The sequence below is a fragment of the Rhodopseudomonas sp. BAL398 genome (genome assembly GCF_033001325.1).
GTDB lineage: Bacteria > Pseudomonadota > Alphaproteobacteria > Rhizobiales > Xanthobacteraceae > JARJEH01.
In genome coordinates, this window is sequence record NZ_CP133111.1 from 3,006,424 (window position 1) to 3,024,782 (window position 18,359).

At 63.8% G+C, this 18,359-nt stretch carries 21 protein-coding genes; 8 read left to right on the forward strand and 13 right to left on the reverse strand.

The features are described 5' to 3' along the window. Window positions 1–45 precede the first annotated feature (45 nt). Window positions 46–2,724: an EAL domain-containing protein gene (locus RBJ75_RS14205; RefSeq protein WP_044408588.1), complete on the reverse strand. Its 2,679-nt coding sequence runs from the start codon at window positions 2,722–2,724 to the stop codon at window positions 46–48. A gap of 190 nt (window positions 2,725–2,914) precedes the next feature. Between RBJ75_RS14205 and RBJ75_RS14210 the strand changes: the two genes are divergently transcribed. Then, window positions 2,915–4,027, forward strand: coding sequence for an NAD(P)/FAD-dependent oxidoreductase (locus tag RBJ75_RS14210; protein ID WP_044408585.1), 1,113 nt, complete (start codon window positions 2,915–2,917; stop codon window positions 4,025–4,027). Between the two features lie 184 nt (window positions 4,028–4,211). On the opposite strand, the gene RBJ75_RS14215 is transcribed toward RBJ75_RS14210, so the two are convergent. Next, on the reverse strand, window positions 4,212–4,397 hold the full coding sequence (locus tag RBJ75_RS14215) for a YdcH family protein (RefSeq protein ID WP_044408583.1): 186 nt from the start codon (window positions 4,395–4,397) through the stop codon (window positions 4,212–4,214). A gap of 365 nt (window positions 4,398–4,762) precedes the next feature. On the opposite strand from RBJ75_RS14215, the gene RBJ75_RS14220 reads away from it, so the two are divergent. Continuing rightward, on the forward strand, window positions 4,763–4,969 hold the full coding sequence (locus tag RBJ75_RS14220; protein ID WP_276156867.1) for a YdcH family protein: 207 nt from the start codon (window positions 4,763–4,765) through the stop codon (window positions 4,967–4,969). Here the strand turns inward: RBJ75_RS14220 and RBJ75_RS14225 are convergent. Continuing rightward, window positions 4,959–5,807, reverse strand: coding sequence for a GGDEF domain-containing protein (locus RBJ75_RS14225; RefSeq protein WP_080900926.1), 849 nt, complete (start codon window positions 5,805–5,807; stop codon window positions 4,959–4,961). The two genes, RBJ75_RS14220 and RBJ75_RS14225, sit on opposite strands and share 11 nt — an antisense overlap. Window positions 5,808–5,883: 76 nt before the next feature. Between RBJ75_RS14225 and purE the strand changes: the two genes are divergently transcribed. From purE to rpsU, 3 genes are all read left to right on the forward strand, one after another. Further along, on the forward strand, window positions 5,884–6,372 hold the full coding sequence (purE, locus tag RBJ75_RS14230) for a 5-(carboxyamino)imidazole ribonucleotide mutase (protein ID WP_044407670.1): 489 nt from the start codon (window positions 5,884–5,886) through the stop codon (window positions 6,370–6,372). Between the two features lie 11 nt (window positions 6,373–6,383). Continuing rightward, a complete protein-coding gene (locus tag RBJ75_RS14235; RefSeq protein WP_044407685.1) occupies window positions 6,384–7,475 on the forward strand; it encodes a 5-(carboxyamino)imidazole ribonucleotide synthase in 1,092 nt (363 codons plus the stop codon). A 188-nt stretch (window positions 7,476–7,663) separates the two neighbouring features. After that, window positions 7,664–7,957, forward strand: a complete 294-nt coding sequence (rpsU, locus tag RBJ75_RS14240; protein ID WP_044407673.1) for a 30S ribosomal protein S21 — start codon at window positions 7,664–7,666, stop codon at window positions 7,955–7,957. Window positions 7,958–8,181: 224 nt separating this feature from the next. Here the strand turns inward: rpsU and RBJ75_RS14245 are convergent, their stop codons facing one another. The 3 genes from RBJ75_RS14245 to RBJ75_RS14255 all read right to left on the reverse strand — a co-directional run bounded on the left by RBJ75_RS14245 (window position 8,182) and on the right by RBJ75_RS14255 (window position 10,659). Beyond that, window positions 8,182–9,126 carry a hypothetical protein gene (locus RBJ75_RS14245; RefSeq protein WP_052628856.1) on the reverse strand — a complete coding sequence of 315 codons (945 nt, stop codon included), beginning with the start codon at window positions 9,124–9,126 and terminating at the stop codon, window positions 8,182–8,184. 137 nt (window positions 9,127–9,263) lie between these two features. Further along, on the reverse strand, window positions 9,264–9,551 hold the full coding sequence (locus RBJ75_RS14250; RefSeq protein WP_044407674.1) for a cupin domain-containing protein: 288 nt from the start codon (window positions 9,549–9,551) through the stop codon (window positions 9,264–9,266). Between the two features lie 13 nt (window positions 9,552–9,564). After that, window positions 9,565–10,659 (reverse strand): calcium:proton antiporter, encoded by a 1,095-nt coding sequence (locus tag RBJ75_RS14255; protein WP_044407675.1) that lies wholly within the window; start codon window positions 10,657–10,659, stop codon window positions 9,565–9,567. 166 nt (window positions 10,660–10,825) lie between these two features. Between RBJ75_RS14255 and RBJ75_RS14260 the strand changes: the two genes are divergently transcribed. From RBJ75_RS14260 to RBJ75_RS14270, 3 genes are all read left to right on the forward strand, one after another. Then, complete coding sequence (locus RBJ75_RS14260) at window positions 10,826–11,203, forward strand: VOC family protein (RefSeq protein WP_044407678.1); 378 nt, start codon at window positions 10,826–10,828, stop codon at window positions 11,201–11,203. Window positions 11,204–11,339: 136 nt separating this feature from the next. Beyond that, entirely contained in the window at window positions 11,340–11,732 is a 393-nt protein-coding gene (locus RBJ75_RS14265; RefSeq protein WP_152647635.1) for a hypothetical protein, read from the forward strand. 11 nt (window positions 11,733–11,743) lie between these two features. Next, window positions 11,744–12,184 (forward strand): hypothetical protein, encoded by a 441-nt coding sequence (locus RBJ75_RS14270; RefSeq protein WP_044407682.1) that lies wholly within the window; start codon window positions 11,744–11,746, stop codon window positions 12,182–12,184. Here RBJ75_RS14270 and RBJ75_RS14275 read toward each other — a convergent pair. The 7 genes from RBJ75_RS14275 to RBJ75_RS14305 form a co-directional block, all read right to left on the reverse strand. Beyond that, window positions 12,171–13,565 carry an NAD(P)(+) transhydrogenase (Re/Si-specific) subunit beta gene (locus RBJ75_RS14275; protein ID WP_044407683.1) on the reverse strand — a complete coding sequence of 465 codons (1,395 nt, stop codon included), beginning with the start codon at window positions 13,563–13,565 and terminating at the stop codon, window positions 12,171–12,173. The two genes, RBJ75_RS14270 and RBJ75_RS14275, sit on opposite strands and share 14 nt — an antisense overlap. A 10-nt stretch (window positions 13,566–13,575) precedes the next feature. After that, window positions 13,576–13,899, reverse strand: a complete 324-nt coding sequence (locus RBJ75_RS14280) for a proton-translocating transhydrogenase family protein (protein ID WP_276156868.1) — start codon at window positions 13,897–13,899, stop codon at window positions 13,576–13,578. A 12-nt stretch (window positions 13,900–13,911) separates the two neighbouring features. Then, window positions 13,912–15,042: a Re/Si-specific NAD(P)(+) transhydrogenase subunit alpha gene (locus RBJ75_RS14285; RefSeq protein ID WP_044413134.1), complete on the reverse strand. Its 1,131-nt coding sequence runs from the start codon at window positions 15,040–15,042 to the stop codon at window positions 13,912–13,914. Window positions 15,043–15,121: 79 nt separating this feature from the next. Next, window positions 15,122–15,274, reverse strand: coding sequence for an aa3-type cytochrome c oxidase subunit IV (locus tag RBJ75_RS14290; RefSeq protein WP_044413137.1), 153 nt, complete (start codon window positions 15,272–15,274; stop codon window positions 15,122–15,124). A 225-nt stretch (window positions 15,275–15,499) separates the two neighbouring features. Beyond that, entirely contained in the window at window positions 15,500–15,883 is a 384-nt protein-coding gene (locus RBJ75_RS14295) for a type II toxin-antitoxin system death-on-curing family toxin (RefSeq protein WP_044413140.1), read from the reverse strand. Then, entirely contained in the window at window positions 15,880–16,143 is a 264-nt protein-coding gene (locus RBJ75_RS14300) for an AbrB family transcriptional regulator (protein WP_044413143.1), read from the reverse strand. The genes RBJ75_RS14295 and RBJ75_RS14300 overlap by 4 nt, the downstream gene beginning before the upstream one ends. Before the next feature lie 68 nt (window positions 16,144–16,211). Continuing rightward, entirely contained in the window at window positions 16,212–18,113 is a 1,902-nt protein-coding gene (locus tag RBJ75_RS14305; RefSeq protein WP_044413146.1) for a M3 family oligoendopeptidase, read from the reverse strand. Window positions 18,114–18,359: the final 246 nt, after the last annotated feature.

The window sequence follows — 18,359 nt, forward strand, 5'->3', positions numbered from 1 at the left end:
GATCGGAGCCGGCTCAAGCATGGTCGGCGCGAAGACCGGGCCGCTTCAGCCGATCATGCGGCTGGATTGGTCGGCAGCGGGACCGACCAGCGCGGCATATTGCTCGATCGGGCCGGGCCGTCCGATGAAATAGCCCTGCACCGCGTCGCAATGCTCGGCGACGAGGAAATCGAGCTGGGCCCGGGTCTCGACGCCTTCCGCGACGATCGACACGCCGAGTCCGTGACCGAGATTGATCACCGCGCGAACAATCGCCGCCGATTGCGGATTGCGCCCGAGATTCATGATGAAGGCGCGATCGATCTTGATCTTGTTGAAGGGGAACGCCTGCAGATAAGTCAGCGAGGAATAGCCGCTGCCGAAATCGTCCATCGAGACCCGGACGCCGAGCGCCGTCAGCCGCCGCAGCAAGGCGAGGCCGCGGTCGAAATCGTCGATCAGAACGCCCTCGGTGATTTCCAGTTCGAGCCGGCTCGGCTTCAGGCCCGTTTCCAGCAGCACCCGGTGCACGAAGGCGACCAGATCGGTCTTGACGAATTGCGCCGGCGACAGATTGACCGCGACCTGCAGCGGCCGCGACCACGAGGCGGCCTCGCGGCAGGCCTCGCGCAGAATCCATTCGCCCATCTCGACGATCAGCCCGCTCTCTTCCGCCAGCGGAATGAACTCGGCCGGAGGCACCATGCCGCGCTCCGGATGATGCCACCGCGCCAACGCCTCGAAGCCGATGATATCGGTCCGGTCGAACCGCTCGCGGCTGCTTGCCTGCGGCTGGTAATGCAGCGACAGTTCGCCGTTGCGGATCGCATTGGACAGATCCTGATGCAGCGCCCGGCGGTCGCGAATCTGCTGATCCATTTCCGGCTCGAACAGCTGGACCGAGCCGCGCGACTTGACCTTGGCGCGGAACAGCGCCGCGCCCGCATTGGCCAGCAGCGACGCCGCGTCGGTGCCGTTGCCGGGAAACACCGAGATGCCGGTGGTGACGCCGATCCGCACCGATTTGCCGTCGATCGTGAAGCCGGTCGCCAGCGCGGCTGCCACGCGCTCCGCGAGCTCGCGCGCCGACGCCGGCTGCGGCCCGTCGATGATCAGCCCGAACTCGTCGCCGCTGAGCCGCGCCACCACGCCGCCGCGCGACGCCGTCTCGATCCGGCGCGACACCTCGATCAGCAATCTGTCGCCGATGGCGTGGTCGAACACGTCGTTGATTTCCTTGAGCCCGTCGAGATCGACCGACAGCACCGCGAACTCCTCGTTGACGGATTTGCAGGCCTCGATCATCTGCGCCAGCGCCTGCATGAACGCCAAGCGGTTCGGCAGGTCTGTCAGGCCGTCATGATAGGCCATATGCGCCATGCGCGACTCGGTCTGGCGCCGATCGGTGACGTCCTCGTGGGTCTTGATCAGATATTGCGGCGCACCCGCGCCGTCGAGAACGGTCATGCGCCGGGTCAGGAACAGCCGCAGCCCGTCCTTGGTGCTGATCGGGTGCTCTTCGGTCTGCAGCTTTCTCTTCTTGATCGCGATGGCGTCGCGATCGGAGATCAGCCTGGCCTCCTTGGCATTGAAAATGTCGGCGCAATTCAACCCAATCGCATCCTCGCGGCGACGATTGAGGATGATTTCGGCGCTTCGGTTGGCCAGCAAATAGCGACCGTCGGTGACGTCCTGCACGGTGAGCGAAACCGGCACGTTGTCGACCACGAGTTCGAGGAATTTCTTGGCCCTCTCGAATTCCGCCGACATCGAGCGGCGGTCGGTGACGTCCTCCAACAAGGTGATCAGAAATTCCGGCTGGTTCTTGTCGTTGCGGGCGATCACGCGGTTGCTCTCCAGCAAGCGCATCTTGTCATCCCGTTCGAGCGGAAACTCGATCCGCAACCGACGTTCCGGCGCGGCCAGCGCCGCCTGGTCGGCTTCTTTGATGGACTTCGCCGCGTTGGGGGAAAAAATCTCGTCGGCACGCTTGCCGACGATCTGGCCGCGGCTCAGCCGCACCAGGTCTTCGAACGCGCGGTTGGCGAGGATGTAGCGGCCATCCTCGAGGCTTTTGGCGGCGATGCAGACCGGGATGTTGTCGACCACCGATTCGAGGAATTGCTTGGTCGTGGCCACTTCATGCGACAGCCGGCGTTGCTCGGTGCAATCATCGTGGGTCGCCACCGAACCGCCATTCGGCAATTGCGTCAGTTTCACCAAAACCGATCGCCCGTCGGGCAGTTCGGCGATATGGCCCTTGGGGGAGCTGGCGTTCCTGTAGAAGTCCTCGGTGCTGATATCGAGCGTGCCGCGCGCGCGCCGCAGTCTCAGCAGTTCAGCGCCGGTCATGCATTCCGGCACGTCGCGACGGCTGAGGCCGTAGATTTCCAAAAAGCGGTCGTTGCAGAACACCAGCCTGTCGTGGGGATCGATGATCACCAGGCCCTGCCGAAGATTGTTCAGGACGGAATTGACTACCAAGTTCTTGCGATAATGCGCGCGCCGCAATCGGCGCAGCTTCGTCATCGTCCACAGCGCAACGGCAGCCAGGAACGAGGCGACGACAAAACCGCCGATCAGCAATTCCCAGATCGTCTCGGTCTGGAGCCAGTCGCCGCTGTCCGGCCTGATAACCACCGCCGCACCCGCCATGGCGGGGCTCACACCGAGCCCGACCAGGCACAGCGATGCCGCAGCTATGTTTGCCGCCTCGCCGCTTGCTTGCCTATCTTTGCCTGCCATAACCCACCCGGGAATTCCCCGTATAGTTTCTGGCAAGACCGGTTTGGATCACGTAAACAGAAAAAATCGCAAGAGGGTCAATTGACTTATCTTCGATCATTTGACCTTGCATGGTTAATGCCGCGATAACACACGCGGCGGCCCGGCCGCCGTTTCTAATCCAGGGCGATCTCAGGTTTCGAGTTTGGAAATGGACAGGGTTGAGTGCGTCGTCATCGGCGCGGGCGTGGTCGGGCTGGCGACGGCACGACGGCTGGCGCAGGCCGGGCTCGAGGTCATCGTGCTGGAGGCGGCGGAGGGCATCGGCACCGTCACCTCGTCGCGCAACAGCGAGGTGATCCATGCCGGGATCTATTATCGCGCCGACAGTCTGATGGCCCGGTTCTGCGTCGCCGGCAGACAGGCGCTGTACGATTATTGCGGCGATCACGGCATTCCGCATCGCCGTTGCGGCAAGCTGATCGTGGCGACCACGCCGGCGGAATCCGAACGGCTGACGGCGATCCAGGCCCATGCGGCGGCCAACGGCGTCGGCGATCTGCGCGCGCTCGACGCCGCCGCGGCGCGCGCGTTGGAGCCGGCGTTGAATTGCGACGCGGCGCTGCTGTCGCCCTCCACCGGCATCATCGACAGCCACGCCTACATGCTGGCGTTGCGCGGCGACGCCGAGGACGCCGGCGCGGCCTTCGCCTTTCACGCGCCGCTGCTCCGCGCGACCAGCGAGGGCGACGGGCTGGTGCTGGAGATCGGCGGCGAGGCACCGATGCAGCTGGGATGCCGGCTGCTGATCAACGCCGCGGGGCTCGCCGCGCCCGCGGTGGCGCGCAGCATCGCCGCGATGCCGGCCGAACTGGTGCCGCAAGCCTATTTGGCCAAGGGCAATTATTTCAGCTGCGGCGCGCGGGCGCCGTTCTCCCATCTGATCTATCCGGTCCCAGAACCGGGCGGGCTCGGGGTGCATCTGACCCTCGACCTCGCCGGCCAGGCCCGCTTCGGCCCTGACGTCGAATGGATCGATGCGATCGACTACGCCGTCGATCCAATGCGGGCGGAGCGGTTCTATCCGGCGATCCGGCGCTATTGGCCTGGCCTGCCCGACGGCGCCCTGGCGCCGGCCTATTCGGGCATCCGTCCCAAGATCGTGCCCCCGGCGGTGGCGGTGCAGGATTTCGTGATCCAGGGGCCGCGCCGGCATGGTGTGGCGGGGCTAATCAATCTGTTCGGGATTGAATCGCCCGGCCTTACGGCATCGCTGGCGATTGCCGACTACGTCGCCGATCTGGGCGCCGTGTCGAAATGCTAGGATTTGTTCCCAGGGAGGATCGCCATCGCGAGCGATTATCGCCCTGGAGCCTGGAGATTAGCTTGCAGGGCAGCCTGCGTGGATGATGTCGCCCACCAGGCGCCTTGACCGCCTACCGGCGCCGGATCAAACGCCGGTGCGGATCAAGGCATTGGTGGTAGAGGTCGTGTGCGACCCAATGACGCTAGTGCAGCGTCTCGCCGACGGTGGTTTTCAGCTTTTCGATCGCGTCCCGCACCATTAGTTTGCGGCGCTTCAACTCGACAATTCGCAGATCGTCCGTGGAAAGATGTACTTGAGCTTCGTGCAACTTGCTTTCGAGAACCTGGTGCTTCCGTTCCAGTTCAACGAGATGCGCTTGAAGTGCCATACGAAACCTCCTCGGTGAGAGAGATAAGTCGATCCGGACGATGGAGTGTACATGTCCGGCGGCTTCTGTCGATGGGTTTCGAATCACAATCGTCATATTCAGGATGTTCGTCGTCAATGAAATGTGACCGGTGCAATTCCTCAAACCGGGAACGAGCGACGACATCGGATCCGGCGCGTCCGGAAGAATACCGACACTGAATACAGCGGAATGCAGCATTTCATGATCAGCACACAGCGCGCACAGGGGGCTGACGAAATATGCAGAGCGCTTCGGCTTGCTACCTTGGCCGGCGCGCGCGATAGTTCGCCGCAGCAAATTGTAATCCTGTCGCGACCTCCCCGCGATCCAACCAAGCTCATATCATGACCGACGAAGAAGATCGCGACCTCGGTGCCGAGCTTGCAAGACTGCAACAAGAACACCGCGATCTCGACGCGGCGATCGATGCCCTGCATCACTCGCCTGCGCCCGATCTGTTGCGGCTGCAGCGGCTGAAAAAGCGCAAGCTGCAGCTGCGCGACCGGATCGCCTTCGTCGAGGATCAGATCACACCGGACATCATTGCGTGACGGCAGCGATGGCGCGCTGACTCTTGCGCTCGGCCTTGCGCGCATACATCGCACGGTCCGCCTCGGCCAGCGCCGCCGCGACGTCGGAGCCCGGCCGGAGAATCGCGACGCCGGCGGAGATGCCGACCGCGAGCACGTCTTCACCCAATCCGATGCGCAGCTGATCGACCGCATTCTCCAGCGCTTCGGCCTTAGCCAGCGCGTCGCGTTCGCTCAAATTCCACAACAGCAGCACGAACTCGTCGCCGCCGAGCCGCCCGATCAGATCCGACGCCCGCACGTGGCGCGACAGCGCGGCGACGACAGCCTTCAGCACGGCGTCTCCGGCGGCGTGGCCGAAAGTGTCGTTCACCGGCTTGAGCCGGTCGACATCCAGCATGATCAGCGCACCGGTTGCATGGTACCTCTTGATATAGGCAATCGAGCGCTGCAATTCGCGCTCGAAGCCCCGGCGATTGAGGATATCGAGCAGGAAATCGGTGTCGGCGCGGGCCCGCAATTGCTCGATCGTGGACCGCGCCGCCGCGAGCTGCTCCGTCAGCTGGCGAATTTCCAGCCGGGCGGCCGTGGGCCACCGCACCGCCGGCTTGACCGCGGCCGCGGCGGCCGCTTTGCCGACAGTTTTGGAAGCTGGCTTGGAAGCCGTCTTGGAAGCCGTCTTGGAAGCCGTCTTGGCCGCAGCTTTGGAAGCAGTCTTGGTGGCAGGCTTGGGGAGAGCCTTGGCAATCGTTTTGGCCGCTGGCGGCCGCGGCCTAATTGATAAGCCCACTGGGTTGGATTTCTTTGTCATGGGAATCGCCACACCACTTCCGGTCTTCACCAAGACAGGATAGTCCATTCGCAACGCCTTGCCAGCCACCCGCCCAAGCTATAATCCCCTCCTATCTTTCTGGATTCGCGAAAGAATTATTTGAATGACAGTCCCTGTCGCGATCATCATGGGCAGCCAGTCCGACTGGGATACCATGCGCCATGCCGCCGACACGTTGAGCGCGCTCGGTATTTCGTCCGACCAGCAGATTATTTCCGCCCACCGCACCCCGGACCGGCTCTATGCCTTCGCCAGGGGCGCCAAGGCGGCCGGTTTTCGGATCATTATCGCCGGCGCCGGCGGCGCGGCGCATCTGCCCGGGATGGCGGCCGCGCTGACCGAATTGCCGGTATTGGGCGTTCCGATCCAGTCCAAGGCGCTGGCCGGGCTGGATTCGCTGTATTCGATCGTGCAGATGCCGGCCGGAATTCCGGTCGGAACGCTGGCGATCGGCAAGGCCGGCGCCATCAATGCCGCCTTGCTGGCAGCCAGCGTGCTGGCGCTGAACGACGCCGACCTGGCGATGAGGCTGTCGGCATGGCGCAAGCAGCAGACCGACGCGGTCACTGCGCGTCCGGAGGATTTAGCGTGACCAATCGGGCGATGACCAAGCTGAAACCCGGTGACACTATCGGGATTCTGGGCGGCGGCCAGCTCGGCCGCATGCTGGCCCTGGCGGCGGCGCGGCTCGGCCTGAAATGCCATGTGTTTTCGCCCGATCCCGATTCGCCAGCGTTCGACGTGGTGCAATACGCCACCTGTGCGGAATATGCCGATGTCGAAGCGCTGGAATTGTTCGCCGCCGAAGTCGACGTCATCACCTATGAATTCGAGAACGTGCCGTCGTCCGCGGTGATGCTGCTGGCGGCGCGGCGGCCGGTGCTGCCCGATCGCGGCATCCTGGCGACCACCCAGGATCGCCTCGCCGAAAAGGACTTCGTCAGCCAGCTGGGGATCGGCACCGCCGCCTATGCGGACGTCACCTCCTCGCAGGATCTGCGGGCGGCGATTGCCAAGATCGGACTGCCGGCGGTGATCAAGACCAGGCGATTCGGCTATGACGGCAAAGGCCAGGCCATCATCCGCGACGGCGCCGATCTCGACGCGGTCTGGAATGATCTGGCGACTCGGGCCGCCATTCTGGAGGCCTTCGTGCCGTTCGAACGCGAAATCTCGGTGATCGCGGCGCGCGGCGCCGACGGCCAGGTGGTGTGCTTCGACGTCACCGAAAACGAGCATCAGCAGCACATTCTCAAGGTCTCGCGGGTGCCGGCGGCGATTCCCGAGGCGCTTGCCGAAAAGGCGCGCGGCATCGCAGAGACCATCGCCAAGGCGCTGGACTATGTCGGGGTGCTGGCGGTGGAATTGTTCGTGGTGCCGGGCAGCGACGGTCCGACCCTACTGGTCAACGAAATCGCGCCCCGCGTGCACAATTCCGGCCACTGGACCCTGGACGGCGCCTCGATCTCGCAATTCGAGCAGCACATCAGGGCGATCGCCGGCTGGCCGCTGGCCAATCCGCTACGCCATGGCGACGTTACCATGACCAATCTGATCGGCGACGAGATCAGCGATTATGAGCGCTGGCTGACGATTCCGGGCGCCAGCGTGCATCTTTACGGCAAGCGCACCGCCCAGCAGGGGCGCAAAATGGGCCATGTCACCGAAGTGGTGCCAGCGGCGGCGGGGAAATGACCGGATTTCCCGGTTTCTAGCGCTCCCGGCGTCGCCCGACGGGCGCCGCCGCATCAAACTTGTCCCCTGGCGAGGTGGACATCGCCGACCCGATCTGATACATCCGCGCCCTTGAGGTTAAGGGCTTGGCCTTAGTCGGCCCTTCGCTTTTCAGAACTCAATTCCGTTTAAATGAAAGAGGATGCCGCGTGCAGGTTCTCGTTCGCGATAATAATGTCGATCAAGCTCTCAAGGCGCTGAAGAAGAAGATGCAGCGCGAGGGCATTTTCCGTGAGATGAAGCTCCGCGGTCATTACGAAAAGCCGTCTGAGAAGAAGGCTCGCGAGAAGGCCGAAGCCGTGCGTCGGGCACGCAAGCTGGCCCGCAAGAAGTTGCAGCGCGAAGGCCTGCTGCCGATGAAGCCGAAGCCGGTGTTCGGTGCCGATCGCGGCGCGCGTCCGGGTGGTGCTGGCGCCAGTGCAGGTCCGCGCGGACCGCGCTGATCCTTGCAATTGGTCGTTTGATGATGCGGGCCTTCGGGCCCGCGTTGTCGTTTTGACCGGTGCCGTGGCGCCGTCTGGACCCCGCCATTATCGATGTTTGTGAAGCCCGCCGGGAGCAATCTCGCTGCGGGCATTTGTCGTGGCTGGGAGACCAGCCGGACGGCGGCGCGCGCGGCGCCGCCTCATTCCGAACGATGGCCGTGAGCAATGATGCTGCTGCCGGCTTAGCGCGGCAGCACCGCCTGGAACACCGACCGCGCCGCCAGCAGCACGTCCTCGGCGACCGTGGGGCGCGGCGGCGGCAGATCGTCAGCCTGAAGCTCGGCCGGCACCGGAATCTCGGCGGGCGGGCGCGGCCGCCTCGGGTCGTTGCCGCCATTGGCGGAATAAGTATAGGACGGATTCTGCGTCGGCGAGGTCGCGGCACCACCGGGATTGTAGGGATTGGCGGCCGCCGGCATCGCCACGTTCATCGAGGGCGGCAGCGGCTGGATCGGCGCCACGGTGCGTGACGCTTCTTGGACCCGCGTCGCTTCGGCACGGGAGGCCTCGACACGAGAAGCTTCCAGACGCAACGCTTCCAAACGCGAGGCTTCCAGACGGGAGGCTTCCGCACGCGAGGCTTCGGCGCGTGCGGCTTCCGCGCGCGCAGCTTCTGCTCTGGAGGCTTCCTGCGTGCGCAGCGATGCTTCCGAGGGATTGGCCAGTCGCAGGCGCTCGATGGCGGCGCGCGCCAGCTCGTTGGCGTCGCGACGCTCTTCCGGCGAGGCGGGTTCGACCGCCGACGCGCCGTGCAGCGCGCCCGTGGTCTCGGTCGGTGCCGTCTTGGCGACGACCTTCTCATGCGGCGCCGGATGATGCCGGTCGGACGGCTTGTCGATGGTCTTCTCGGCGGCCAGCTGATCCGCAACGCTCTTGTCCGCGCGTTTCTCGCCTGGGTCGGTCGCCGCGCCGCTCGCGGCCTTGGCCGCGGCTTCTGCCGGTTTGATCTCGGCCTTCGCCGGGCTGACCGCATCCACGAGCCTGTTCGGCTGCGCGGTTACCGCAATGGCGGAAGGCGGCGCTTCAGGCCGGCTGATGATGAAGTGATTGACAACATAGGCGCCGATGATGGTCGCGACCACCGATGGCAAGATATCGAGAAACAGTTTGGAGATGTATTTGATCATTGGCCCGCCTCATCCACGCGAGGTGATGCAAGAGCTTTGAGGCTGATTGAGGGATCAATCGCGACGGATCGGTGGCAATGAGGCAAAAGCCGGGCCGCGTAGCGCGACCCTGCCATCCGGCCAGTTTTAATCGAATTTTAAGGTTTCACTTCGACTTCGAGAAACACGATCTCGGCGTCGGTTTCGTTGAGCACATCGTGCTCGACGCCGGCCTTGCGGAAATAGGATTTACCGGTCGTGATCGGCGCCTGCGAGCGGCTGCCGTCCGGTGCCACGATGGTCATCACGCTGGTGGTGATCGGCACGATCACATAGTCCATGCCATGGGTATGGCGCCCGGTGGCCGCCCCCGGTGCCAGCCGCCATTCGGTGACCCGAACCTCGGGCGTATCTTGCTGAACGTCGGATTGTGCGCTGATCGACATGGTTGATGAATCCTTAAGGAACGAACACCAGGAACACGAACAGTACGAATACCACCAGATGCACCATCCCGAACAGCATGTTGGTCCTGCCCGTTCCGAATGTCAGCATGCTCACAACGAAGGTCAGCACCAGCAGCACGGCTTCCTGGGATTCCAGGCCGAGCGTGAGCGACTTGCCGCCGATCAGGCTGACGATGGCAACCGCCGGAATGGTGAGGCCGATCGTCGCCAGCGACGAGCCCAGCGCCAGGTTGATGCTCTTTTGCAGGTCGTTGCGCCGCGCCGCGGCGATCGCCGCGACGCTTTCCGGCAGCAGGATCAGCATCGCCACCACCAGGCCGGCGAAGGCGGTGGGCGCCCCGATCCATTCGGTCGCCGCATCGACGACACGCGAGAATGTCTTGGCCAGCAGCACCACCGCGAGCAGCGACACCGCCAGCAGCACGACGCTGAGCGCCAGCGCTCGCCCCGTCGCGGCGGCCGCGGGATGGTCCTCGGCGGTCGGGCGGGCGACGAAATAGTCGCGATGCCGCACCGTCTGCGTATAGAGGAACAGGCCGTACAGGATCAGCGTCGCCAGGCTGACGAAACCGAGCTGCGCCGCCGAATAGATCGGCCCGGGATCGGTGAAGGTGTAGTTCGGCAGCAGCAGCGTGATTGTCGCCAACACGATCAGCACGCTGAGGTAGAGACTGGCACCCGCAACCTGGAATTCCTGTTCGCGGAAGCGCAAGCCCCCGACCAGCACGCAATAGCCGACCAGGCCGTTGCAGACGATCATCATCACGGCGAACACGGTGTCGCGCGCCAGCGTCGGCACCGCCTTGCCGGTGAGCATCATGGTGGCGATCAGCGACACTTCGATCACCGTCACCGACAGCGTCAGCAGCAGCGTGCCATAGGGTTCGCCGATCCGGTGGGCGATGGTCTCGGCGTGATGGACCGCGGCGAACACGGTGCCGAACAGCACCACCAGCAGCACCGCGGCAAAGCCCATCCCGAGTCGGGACGGCGTGAATGTCAGGCCGAACGCGGCCGATGCGGCGACAAAGGCGACAGCAAGCGCCGGGAAAATCCACGAAGATCTGGGCGCGGCGGGGACTGACATCAAGCAAACCCGATCTGAAGAATGGCAATTGGGGCGAGGTCGCACCCCGGCAGCGCCGTCCGGTCGCTCGGAACCGGCACCGCGCTGCCTCGCTAAGCCGCGCGAGATGCGTATAGTCGCCTATCACCCTCGGGTGAGATTGCAAGATTTCAGGGAAGGAAACGCAATGTTTTCACATATCATGATCGGCACCAACGATCTCGAAGCGGCGAAGACGTTTTATGACAAGCTGCTCGGAACGCTCGGTGTATCGCCCGCCACGGTCGACCGGCATCGGATTTTCTATCGCACCAAGACCGGCACTTTCTCGGTGTCGAAGCCGATCGACGGCAAGCCCGCCACCCACGCCAATGGCGGCACCATCGGCTTCGCGGCGAAATCCCAGGAGGAGGCCGACGCCTGGCACGCGACGGGCATAGCCTGCGGCGGGACCCCCTGCGAAGATCCGCCGGGCGTGCGCGAGATGGGCGGCACCAAGCTCTACATCGCTTATCTGCGCGATCCCGACGGCAACAAGCTCTGCGCGCTGCATCGGATGGCGTAGCAGCGCCCGAACGGCAGATCGCCACGGAAGATGCCCGGCCAAACGCCGGGTATCAGCTCGGCGGGATGTCGCGGAACCGGATTCCGTGCATCGGACCGAAATGGACAGTGGCGCTTTCGACAATTATATTGGGAGCATGGCTGCCGACAAGAAAGATCCTGAGATCCGATCTTCGACCGACATCCTGTTGAGCAGGATGGCGCATTACGAGTTTGTCATCGCCGCCCAGACCGCGGCGCTTCTGGTGCTGTCGCTGATCAGCGCGGTGGGCGTGTTTCTGACCAGGACACAGATCTGGGCCATCGCCACCAATACCACTTCGATGGCATCGCTGCTCGGCGGCATTGCCGTATTGTTCTTTGCCGGCCTCTATCTGATGCAGCGCGCGGCGGGCCGGCGCACGAGGGCCGAATCGCAAATTCTCTATCTCAGGAATGCGGCCGACTTATCGGAGATGAAGGCGGCGTTGGCATCCGATCGAACAAAGCGGACCGGCACTGAAGCGGACGCGCACCCGGACATTCGTTAGGACGGCGCCCGGTGGCCCGCCGTCCGAGCGTCAGCTGGACGCAAGCCAAGGCTTCCGAACTGGAACGGCGACTGCTCGCATTTGACGCCGCCGGCGATCTTTCCCGGCTTTCGCCTGACGAGGTCGGTGGCCTCGTCAGTCTGCTGAACGAAACCAACCTGGAATGCTGGCAGCTCTTGCAAGAGCACGAGCGGAGCGCGAGCTCGGCCGTCTGGCTGGTACTCAGCCTGTTTTCCGGACTGGGTGGACTCCCCTTCGCAGGATCGTCCGCCCTGTCGGTCCTGCTGGCGGCAGCCGGCGCAGCCGGCGCCGCCAAAGCGGTTTACGATGAGAGCCGCCATCTCGCCACCGAACAGCGATACCTCGGCATCTTCTGGGCCATCGAGAACCGCAAGGCGCTTGTGGAAACCGAGCTGAGACGCCGCGGAATCCTGTCGCCTACAGCGCCTTGACGATGTTCTCCGTCATCTTCTTGGCATCGCCCAGCAGCATCATCGTGTTGTCGCGATAGAACAGCGGGTTGTCGATGCCGGCATAGCCGGATGCCAGCGAGCGCTTGATGAACATCACGGTGCCGGCCTTCCAGACCTGCAGCACCGGCATGCCGTAGATCGGCGAGCTCGGATCGTCCTCGGCGGCCGGGTTGGTGACGTCGTTGGCGCCGATTACGAAGGCGACGTCGGCCTGGGCGAATTCCGAGTTGATGTCTTCCAGCTCGAACACTTCGTCATAGGGCACGTTGGCTTCGGCGAGCAGCACGTTCATGTGGCCCGGCATGCGGCCGGCGACCGGGTGAATGGCGTATTTCACCTCGACACCTTCCTTCTTCAACGTGTCGGCCATTTCGCGCAGCGCGTGCTGGGCCTGCGCCACCGCCATGCCGTAGCCGGGCACGATGATGACCTTCTGGGCGTTCTTCATGATGAAGGCCGCGTCGTCCGCCGAGCCGAGCTTGACCGGGCGCACTTCGCCGGTGCCGGCGCCGGCCGCGGCGGTCTCGCCGCCGAAGCCGCCGAGAATCACCGAGATGAAGGAGCGGTTCATGGCGTGGCACATGATGTAGGACAGGATCGCGCCAGAGGAACCGACCAGCGCGCCAGTGATGATCAGCGCGGTGTTGCCGAGCGTGAAGCCGATGCCGGCGGCGGCCCAACCCGAATAGGAGTTCAGCATCGAGATCACGACCGGCATGTCGGCGCCGCCGATCGGGATGATCAACAGCGCACCGAGCACCAGCGCCACGATGACGATGAACCAGAACACGTTGGCGCTACCGGTGGCGACCAGAAGCAGAATGCCGAGCAGCAGCGCGGTGCCGAGCCCGATATTGATCTTGTGGCGTTCGGGCAGAATGATCGGCGCGCCGCTCATCCTGCCGGACAACTTGAGGAATGCGATCACCGAGCCGGTGAAGGTCAAAGCGCCGATCGCGACGCCGAGCGACATTTCGACCAGGCTGGCGCCATGGATGTTGCCGGGAACGCCGATGTCGAACGCCGCCGGCGCATAGAACGCGCCCGCCGCGACCAGCACCGCGGCCATGCCGACCAGCGAGTGGAAGGCGGCGACCAGCTCGGGCATCGAGGTCATCGGCACCTTGCGGGCGATCACGGCGCCGATGCCGCCGCCGATGGCGATGCCGAGCACCACCAGGAGGAAGCTCATGAAGCTCGCCGGCGGATGCGCCAGCAGCGTGGTGAAGACGGCGATCCCCATGCCGATCATGCCGAGGAAATTGCCCTGACGGCTGGTGGCCGGGCTGGACAGTCCGCGCAGCGACAGGATGAAAAGCACGCCGGCGACGAGATACAGCAGTGCGGCGAAATTGGTCATCAGACTGCCCTTACTTCTTTTTCTTCTGGTACATCGCGAGCATCCGCTGCGTTACCAGAAAGCCGCCAAAAATATTCACCGATGCGAAGATCAGCGCAATGAAGCCGAACAAGCGCGACCACCAGGCGCCCTCGTCGTTGCCAACCAGACCGACGCCGACCGCCAGCAGGGCGCCGACCACGATCACCGAGGAAATCGCATTGGTCACCGACATCAGCGGCGTATGCAGCGCCGGCGTCACCGACCACACCACGAAATAGCCGACAAAGACGGCGAGAACGAAAATCGACAGCCGAAACACGAACGGATCGACGGCCTGCACGATATGCTCCATGGCGGGCTCCCCTTAGGCGGTTTTCGGCTGGAAATTCGGATGAATCACGGCGCCGTCGCGGGTCAACGCGGTGGCCTGCACCAGCTCGTCGTCCCACTTCACCGCGAGCTGTTTGCTGGTCTTGTCGACCAGCGTCTCGATGAAATTGTACAGGTTGCGCGCATACAGGCTCGAGGCCGACGCCGCGACCCGGCCGGCCACATTGGTATAGCCGACGATCTTGACGCCGCCGACATCGGTGACCTGACCGGCCACTGCGCCTTCGATATTGCCGCCGCGCTCGATCGCCAGATCGACCAGCACCGAGCCGGGCTTCATCGAGGCCACCATCTCGGCGGTGACCAGACGCGGCGCGGGCCGTCCCGGAATCAACGCGGTGGTGATGATGACGTCCTGTTTCTTGATGTGCTCCGAGGTCAGCTCCGCCTGCTTGGCCTGATACTCTTTCGACATTTCCTTGGCGTAGCCGCCGGCGGTCTGGGCGTTCTTGAATTCCTCGTCCTCGACCGCGAGGAATTTGGCGCCGAGACTTTCGACCTGCTCCTTGGTGGCGGGGCGCACGTCGGTGGCGGTGACCACGGCGCCGAGCCGGCGCGCGGTGGCGATCGCCTGCAGGCCGGCGACGCCGACGCCCATCACGAACACCTTGGCGGCGGCGACGGTGCCGGCCGCCGTCATCATCATCGGAAAGGCGCGGCCGAAGGCTTCGGCGCCTTCGATCACCGCGCGGTAGCCGGCGAGATTGGCCTGGCTGGACAGCACGTCCATCGATTGCGCACGGGTGATGCGCGGCATCAACTCCATCGCGAAAGCCGCAATGCCGGCGTCGGCCATCGCCTTCAGCGCGGCGTCATTGCCGTAGGGGTCCATGATCGCGATCACCAGCGCGCCGCGCTTGTAATTCGCAAGTTCGGACGCCTCGGGCCGCTTCACCTTGATGATGATGTCGGCATCCCTCAGCGCGTCGGCGCTGACGGTGGCGCCGGCGGCGGTGAAATCGGAATCCGGCATGCCGGATTTGATGCCGGCGCCGGGCTCGATGGCGATCTCGGCACCCAGCGCCTTGAATTTCTTGATGGTATCGGGCGACACCGCCACGCGCGGCTCGGACGCATCGATCTCCTTGGCAACGGCAATCTTCATAGGGCCTCCGGCGGCGTTTGGCGCGCGCGTGAGCAAGCCGGTGGCGTGGCGCCACTCAGCGGTGTGGTTCGGGAACGGATCAGGTCAGGAAAATCGCCATCAGAGCGACGACGGTGATCACGGCGGCGCTGCCATATTTCACCAGCTTGATGAATCCCTCATAGGTCTGCTCATGAGCGGGATAATCGTTGCCGTCGGCGGTGGTGTAGCCCACTTCGTTACGCTCAGCCATCGGTCTCTCCGGACAATGTTCGAGAAGTGTGTGTGGAATTAGCGTAATCTTATTGCGAGGGCAACGGGCCTCGCGACAGATCGCCTACCCCCTTTTGGTGCAGTCGAAAGTCTACCATGCCATCCGCACCGCGTCAGCGATTGCGACGATGCCATTGCGATGACGTCATTGCGACTGAAGCATTGACGCGAGCCCAGCCGATCGGGCGTTCCGCAGCACGGCAGATTACGCCGGCCAATTGTCCCTGATCCAGCGCGTCAGACTCTCCTCGCTGACCTCGCCGGCGGCAAGGGACAGGATGATGGATGCCGCTTCTGCTTCGGGCACGATGAAATCGATGCCATTGACGCCAAGGAAGGTGTAGAGCGCCAGCAGCGAGGCTCGCTTGTTGCCGTCGATGAAGGGACGGTTGCGAGCCATGCCGAACGCATAAGCGGCGGCGAGTTCGGGCAACTCCGGCTGCTCATAGGTCCATTTGTTGCGTGGCGGATCCAGCACCGATTGCAACATGCCTTCGTCGCGCAAACCGCCTGCGCCGCCAAGAATCGCCAATTGCTCATCGTGAATGGCGACGATGATCTGGCGCGTCAGCCAGAACGGCTCACTCATTTGGCGAGCTCAGCCAATGCGTTGTGGTAGCGCTTCATGCCCCGTCTAGCCACTTCCACGGCCTTCTCGAAGTCCGGATCGTGCGGGGTGAACCGCAAGCCGCCGTCCGGCGTCATCGTCGCGTATAGCTGATCTCCGACATGGAGGTTAAGGCGGGCCATCAGGTCCTTGGACAAAATCAAGCCCGAGGAATTGCCGATCTTCTTGATCTCCAAGGTGGCGATGACCTGGTCGTGCACGATCTTGGGTTGCTCGTTCATTTGAGACTTCCGCGTTATACGAAGAGTATAACGCGGAAGTCAGAACGTTCAACAGATGTTTGACGCCCCTACCCCATCGTCTCCAGCTCGTCGATCATCCCGGAGATCACCGACAGGCCGCCGTCCCAGAAGGTTGGGTCCTTGGCATCAAGCCCGAACGGCTTCAGCAATTCGGAATAATGCTTGGTGCCGCCGGCCGATAGCATCGCCAGATAGCGGTCCGCAAAGCCTTCCTGGGCTTTTTCGTAGACCGCATAGAGCGAGTTCACCAGGCAATCGCCGAACGCATAGGCATAGACGTAGAACGGCGAATGGATGAAATGCGGGATGTACATCCAGAAATTCTCGTAGCCCGGCTTGATCTCGATCGCCGGCCCGAGACTCTCGCCCTGCACGCTGAGCCAGATCTGGCCGATCCGCTCGGCGGTCAATTCACCGTTGCGCCGCTCGGTATGGATCGCGCGCTCGAAGGAATAGAACGCGATCTGCCGCACCACGGTATTGATCATGTCCTCGACCTTGCCGGCGAGCAGCGCCTGACGCTGCTTGGCGCTCTTGGTCTGCGCCAATAGCCGCTTGAAAGTCAGCATCTCGCCGAACACGCTGGCGGTTTCGGCCAGCGTCAGCGGCGTCGGCGCCATCAGCGCGCCGTTCTTGGCCGCCAGCACCTGATGCACGCCATGGCCGAGCTCATGCGCCAGCGTCATCACGTCGCGCGGCTTGCCCTGATAATTCATCAGCACATAAGGATGCGCCGACGGCGTGGTCGGGTGCGAGAACGCGCCCGGCGCCTTGCCGGGCCGCACCGGGGCGTCGATCCAGCGATCGGTGAAGAAGCGCTTGGCGATGCCGGCCATCTCGGGCGAAAACGCCTGATAGGCGGTCAGCACCATCTGCTGCGCGTCCGGCCAGGCGATACTGCCGGTGGCGGCGAAGGGCAGCGGCGCGTTGCGATCCCAATGCGCCAGCGTCTTCTTGCCGAACCAGCGCGCCTTCAGCGCATAATAGCGGTGCGACAGCTTCGGATAGGCGGCGCGCACCGACCCGACCAGCGCGTCCACCACCTCGCGCTCGACGCGATTGGCCAAATGCCGCGAATCGGCGACGTCCTGAAAGCCGCGCCAGCGGTCGGAGATTTCCTTGTCCTTGGCCAGCGTATTGGTGATCAGCGCGAAGGTGCGCTCATTGGCCTTGAAGGTTTTCGCCAGCGCCTGGCCGGCCGCCTTGCGCTTTTTCGGGTCGCGATCCTGCAGCAGCGTCAAGGTCGGTTCGATCGCCAATTCACGCCCCGCAAGCTTGAAGCGCAGGCTGGAAATGGTCTGGTCGAACAGACGGTTGAAGGCGCCGTAGCCGGTCTGGGATTTTTCGTGAAACAATTGCTCGACGCGGTCCTCGAGCTGGTATGGCTTGTCCTTGCGGGCGTCCTCGATCCAGGGCCGGTAATGGCCGAGCTCGGGGGTCTGCATCGCGGTCTCGATCACGGAATCATCGACCCGGTTCAGCTCGAGCCCGAAGAACAACAGATGCACCGAGGCCGCGGTCAGCCGCTCGGAGACATCGCCATAGAATTTGGCGATGTCCGGATCGACGCTGTCGCCGGCATGGATGAGGCCGGCAAAGGACGCCAGCCGCCCAGCCAGATCGTCGATCGCCTCATAGCGCTTGACCGCGCCGGCGAGCCACAGCCCGCCGCCATCCTTGGCGGTCTCCTCGGCCAGCCTGCCCTTGAAATCGGCCTCGAACGCCACGCATTCGGCGTCGATCTTGTCGAGGTCGCGCGCCACTTCCGGGGCATCGATCCCCGGATAAAGATCGCTCAGATTCCATTCCGGCAGCTTGACCGGCTTGCCGGCGACCTTGCGGCCCGCCGGCTTGGCGGCGGATCGGGTCGATCCGGACTTGCGCGGCACGGATTTGCGGGACGTTTTGGCGGTTCGGGAGGTCGCTGATTTCGTCGCAGATTTGGTCATGAGCACTTTCGAAATGGCGCGGAATCCAATGCGAAAGGCTACTAGCTGCGACCTGTCCTCGGCAAGCCACTCTTTGCGACACACTGCCGCGCGCCATCGACCGGCGCGCCGGCCTGCGACAAGGCAACGCGCTTGCCGGCAGCGTCTCCGGCTTGATCGGGCCAAGCTTCGCGAATACGGAAATTTCCGATTTCGGAATTTTTGTCTTGATCCGACCGATCAGACTGAACATTTCCATGCTATCCG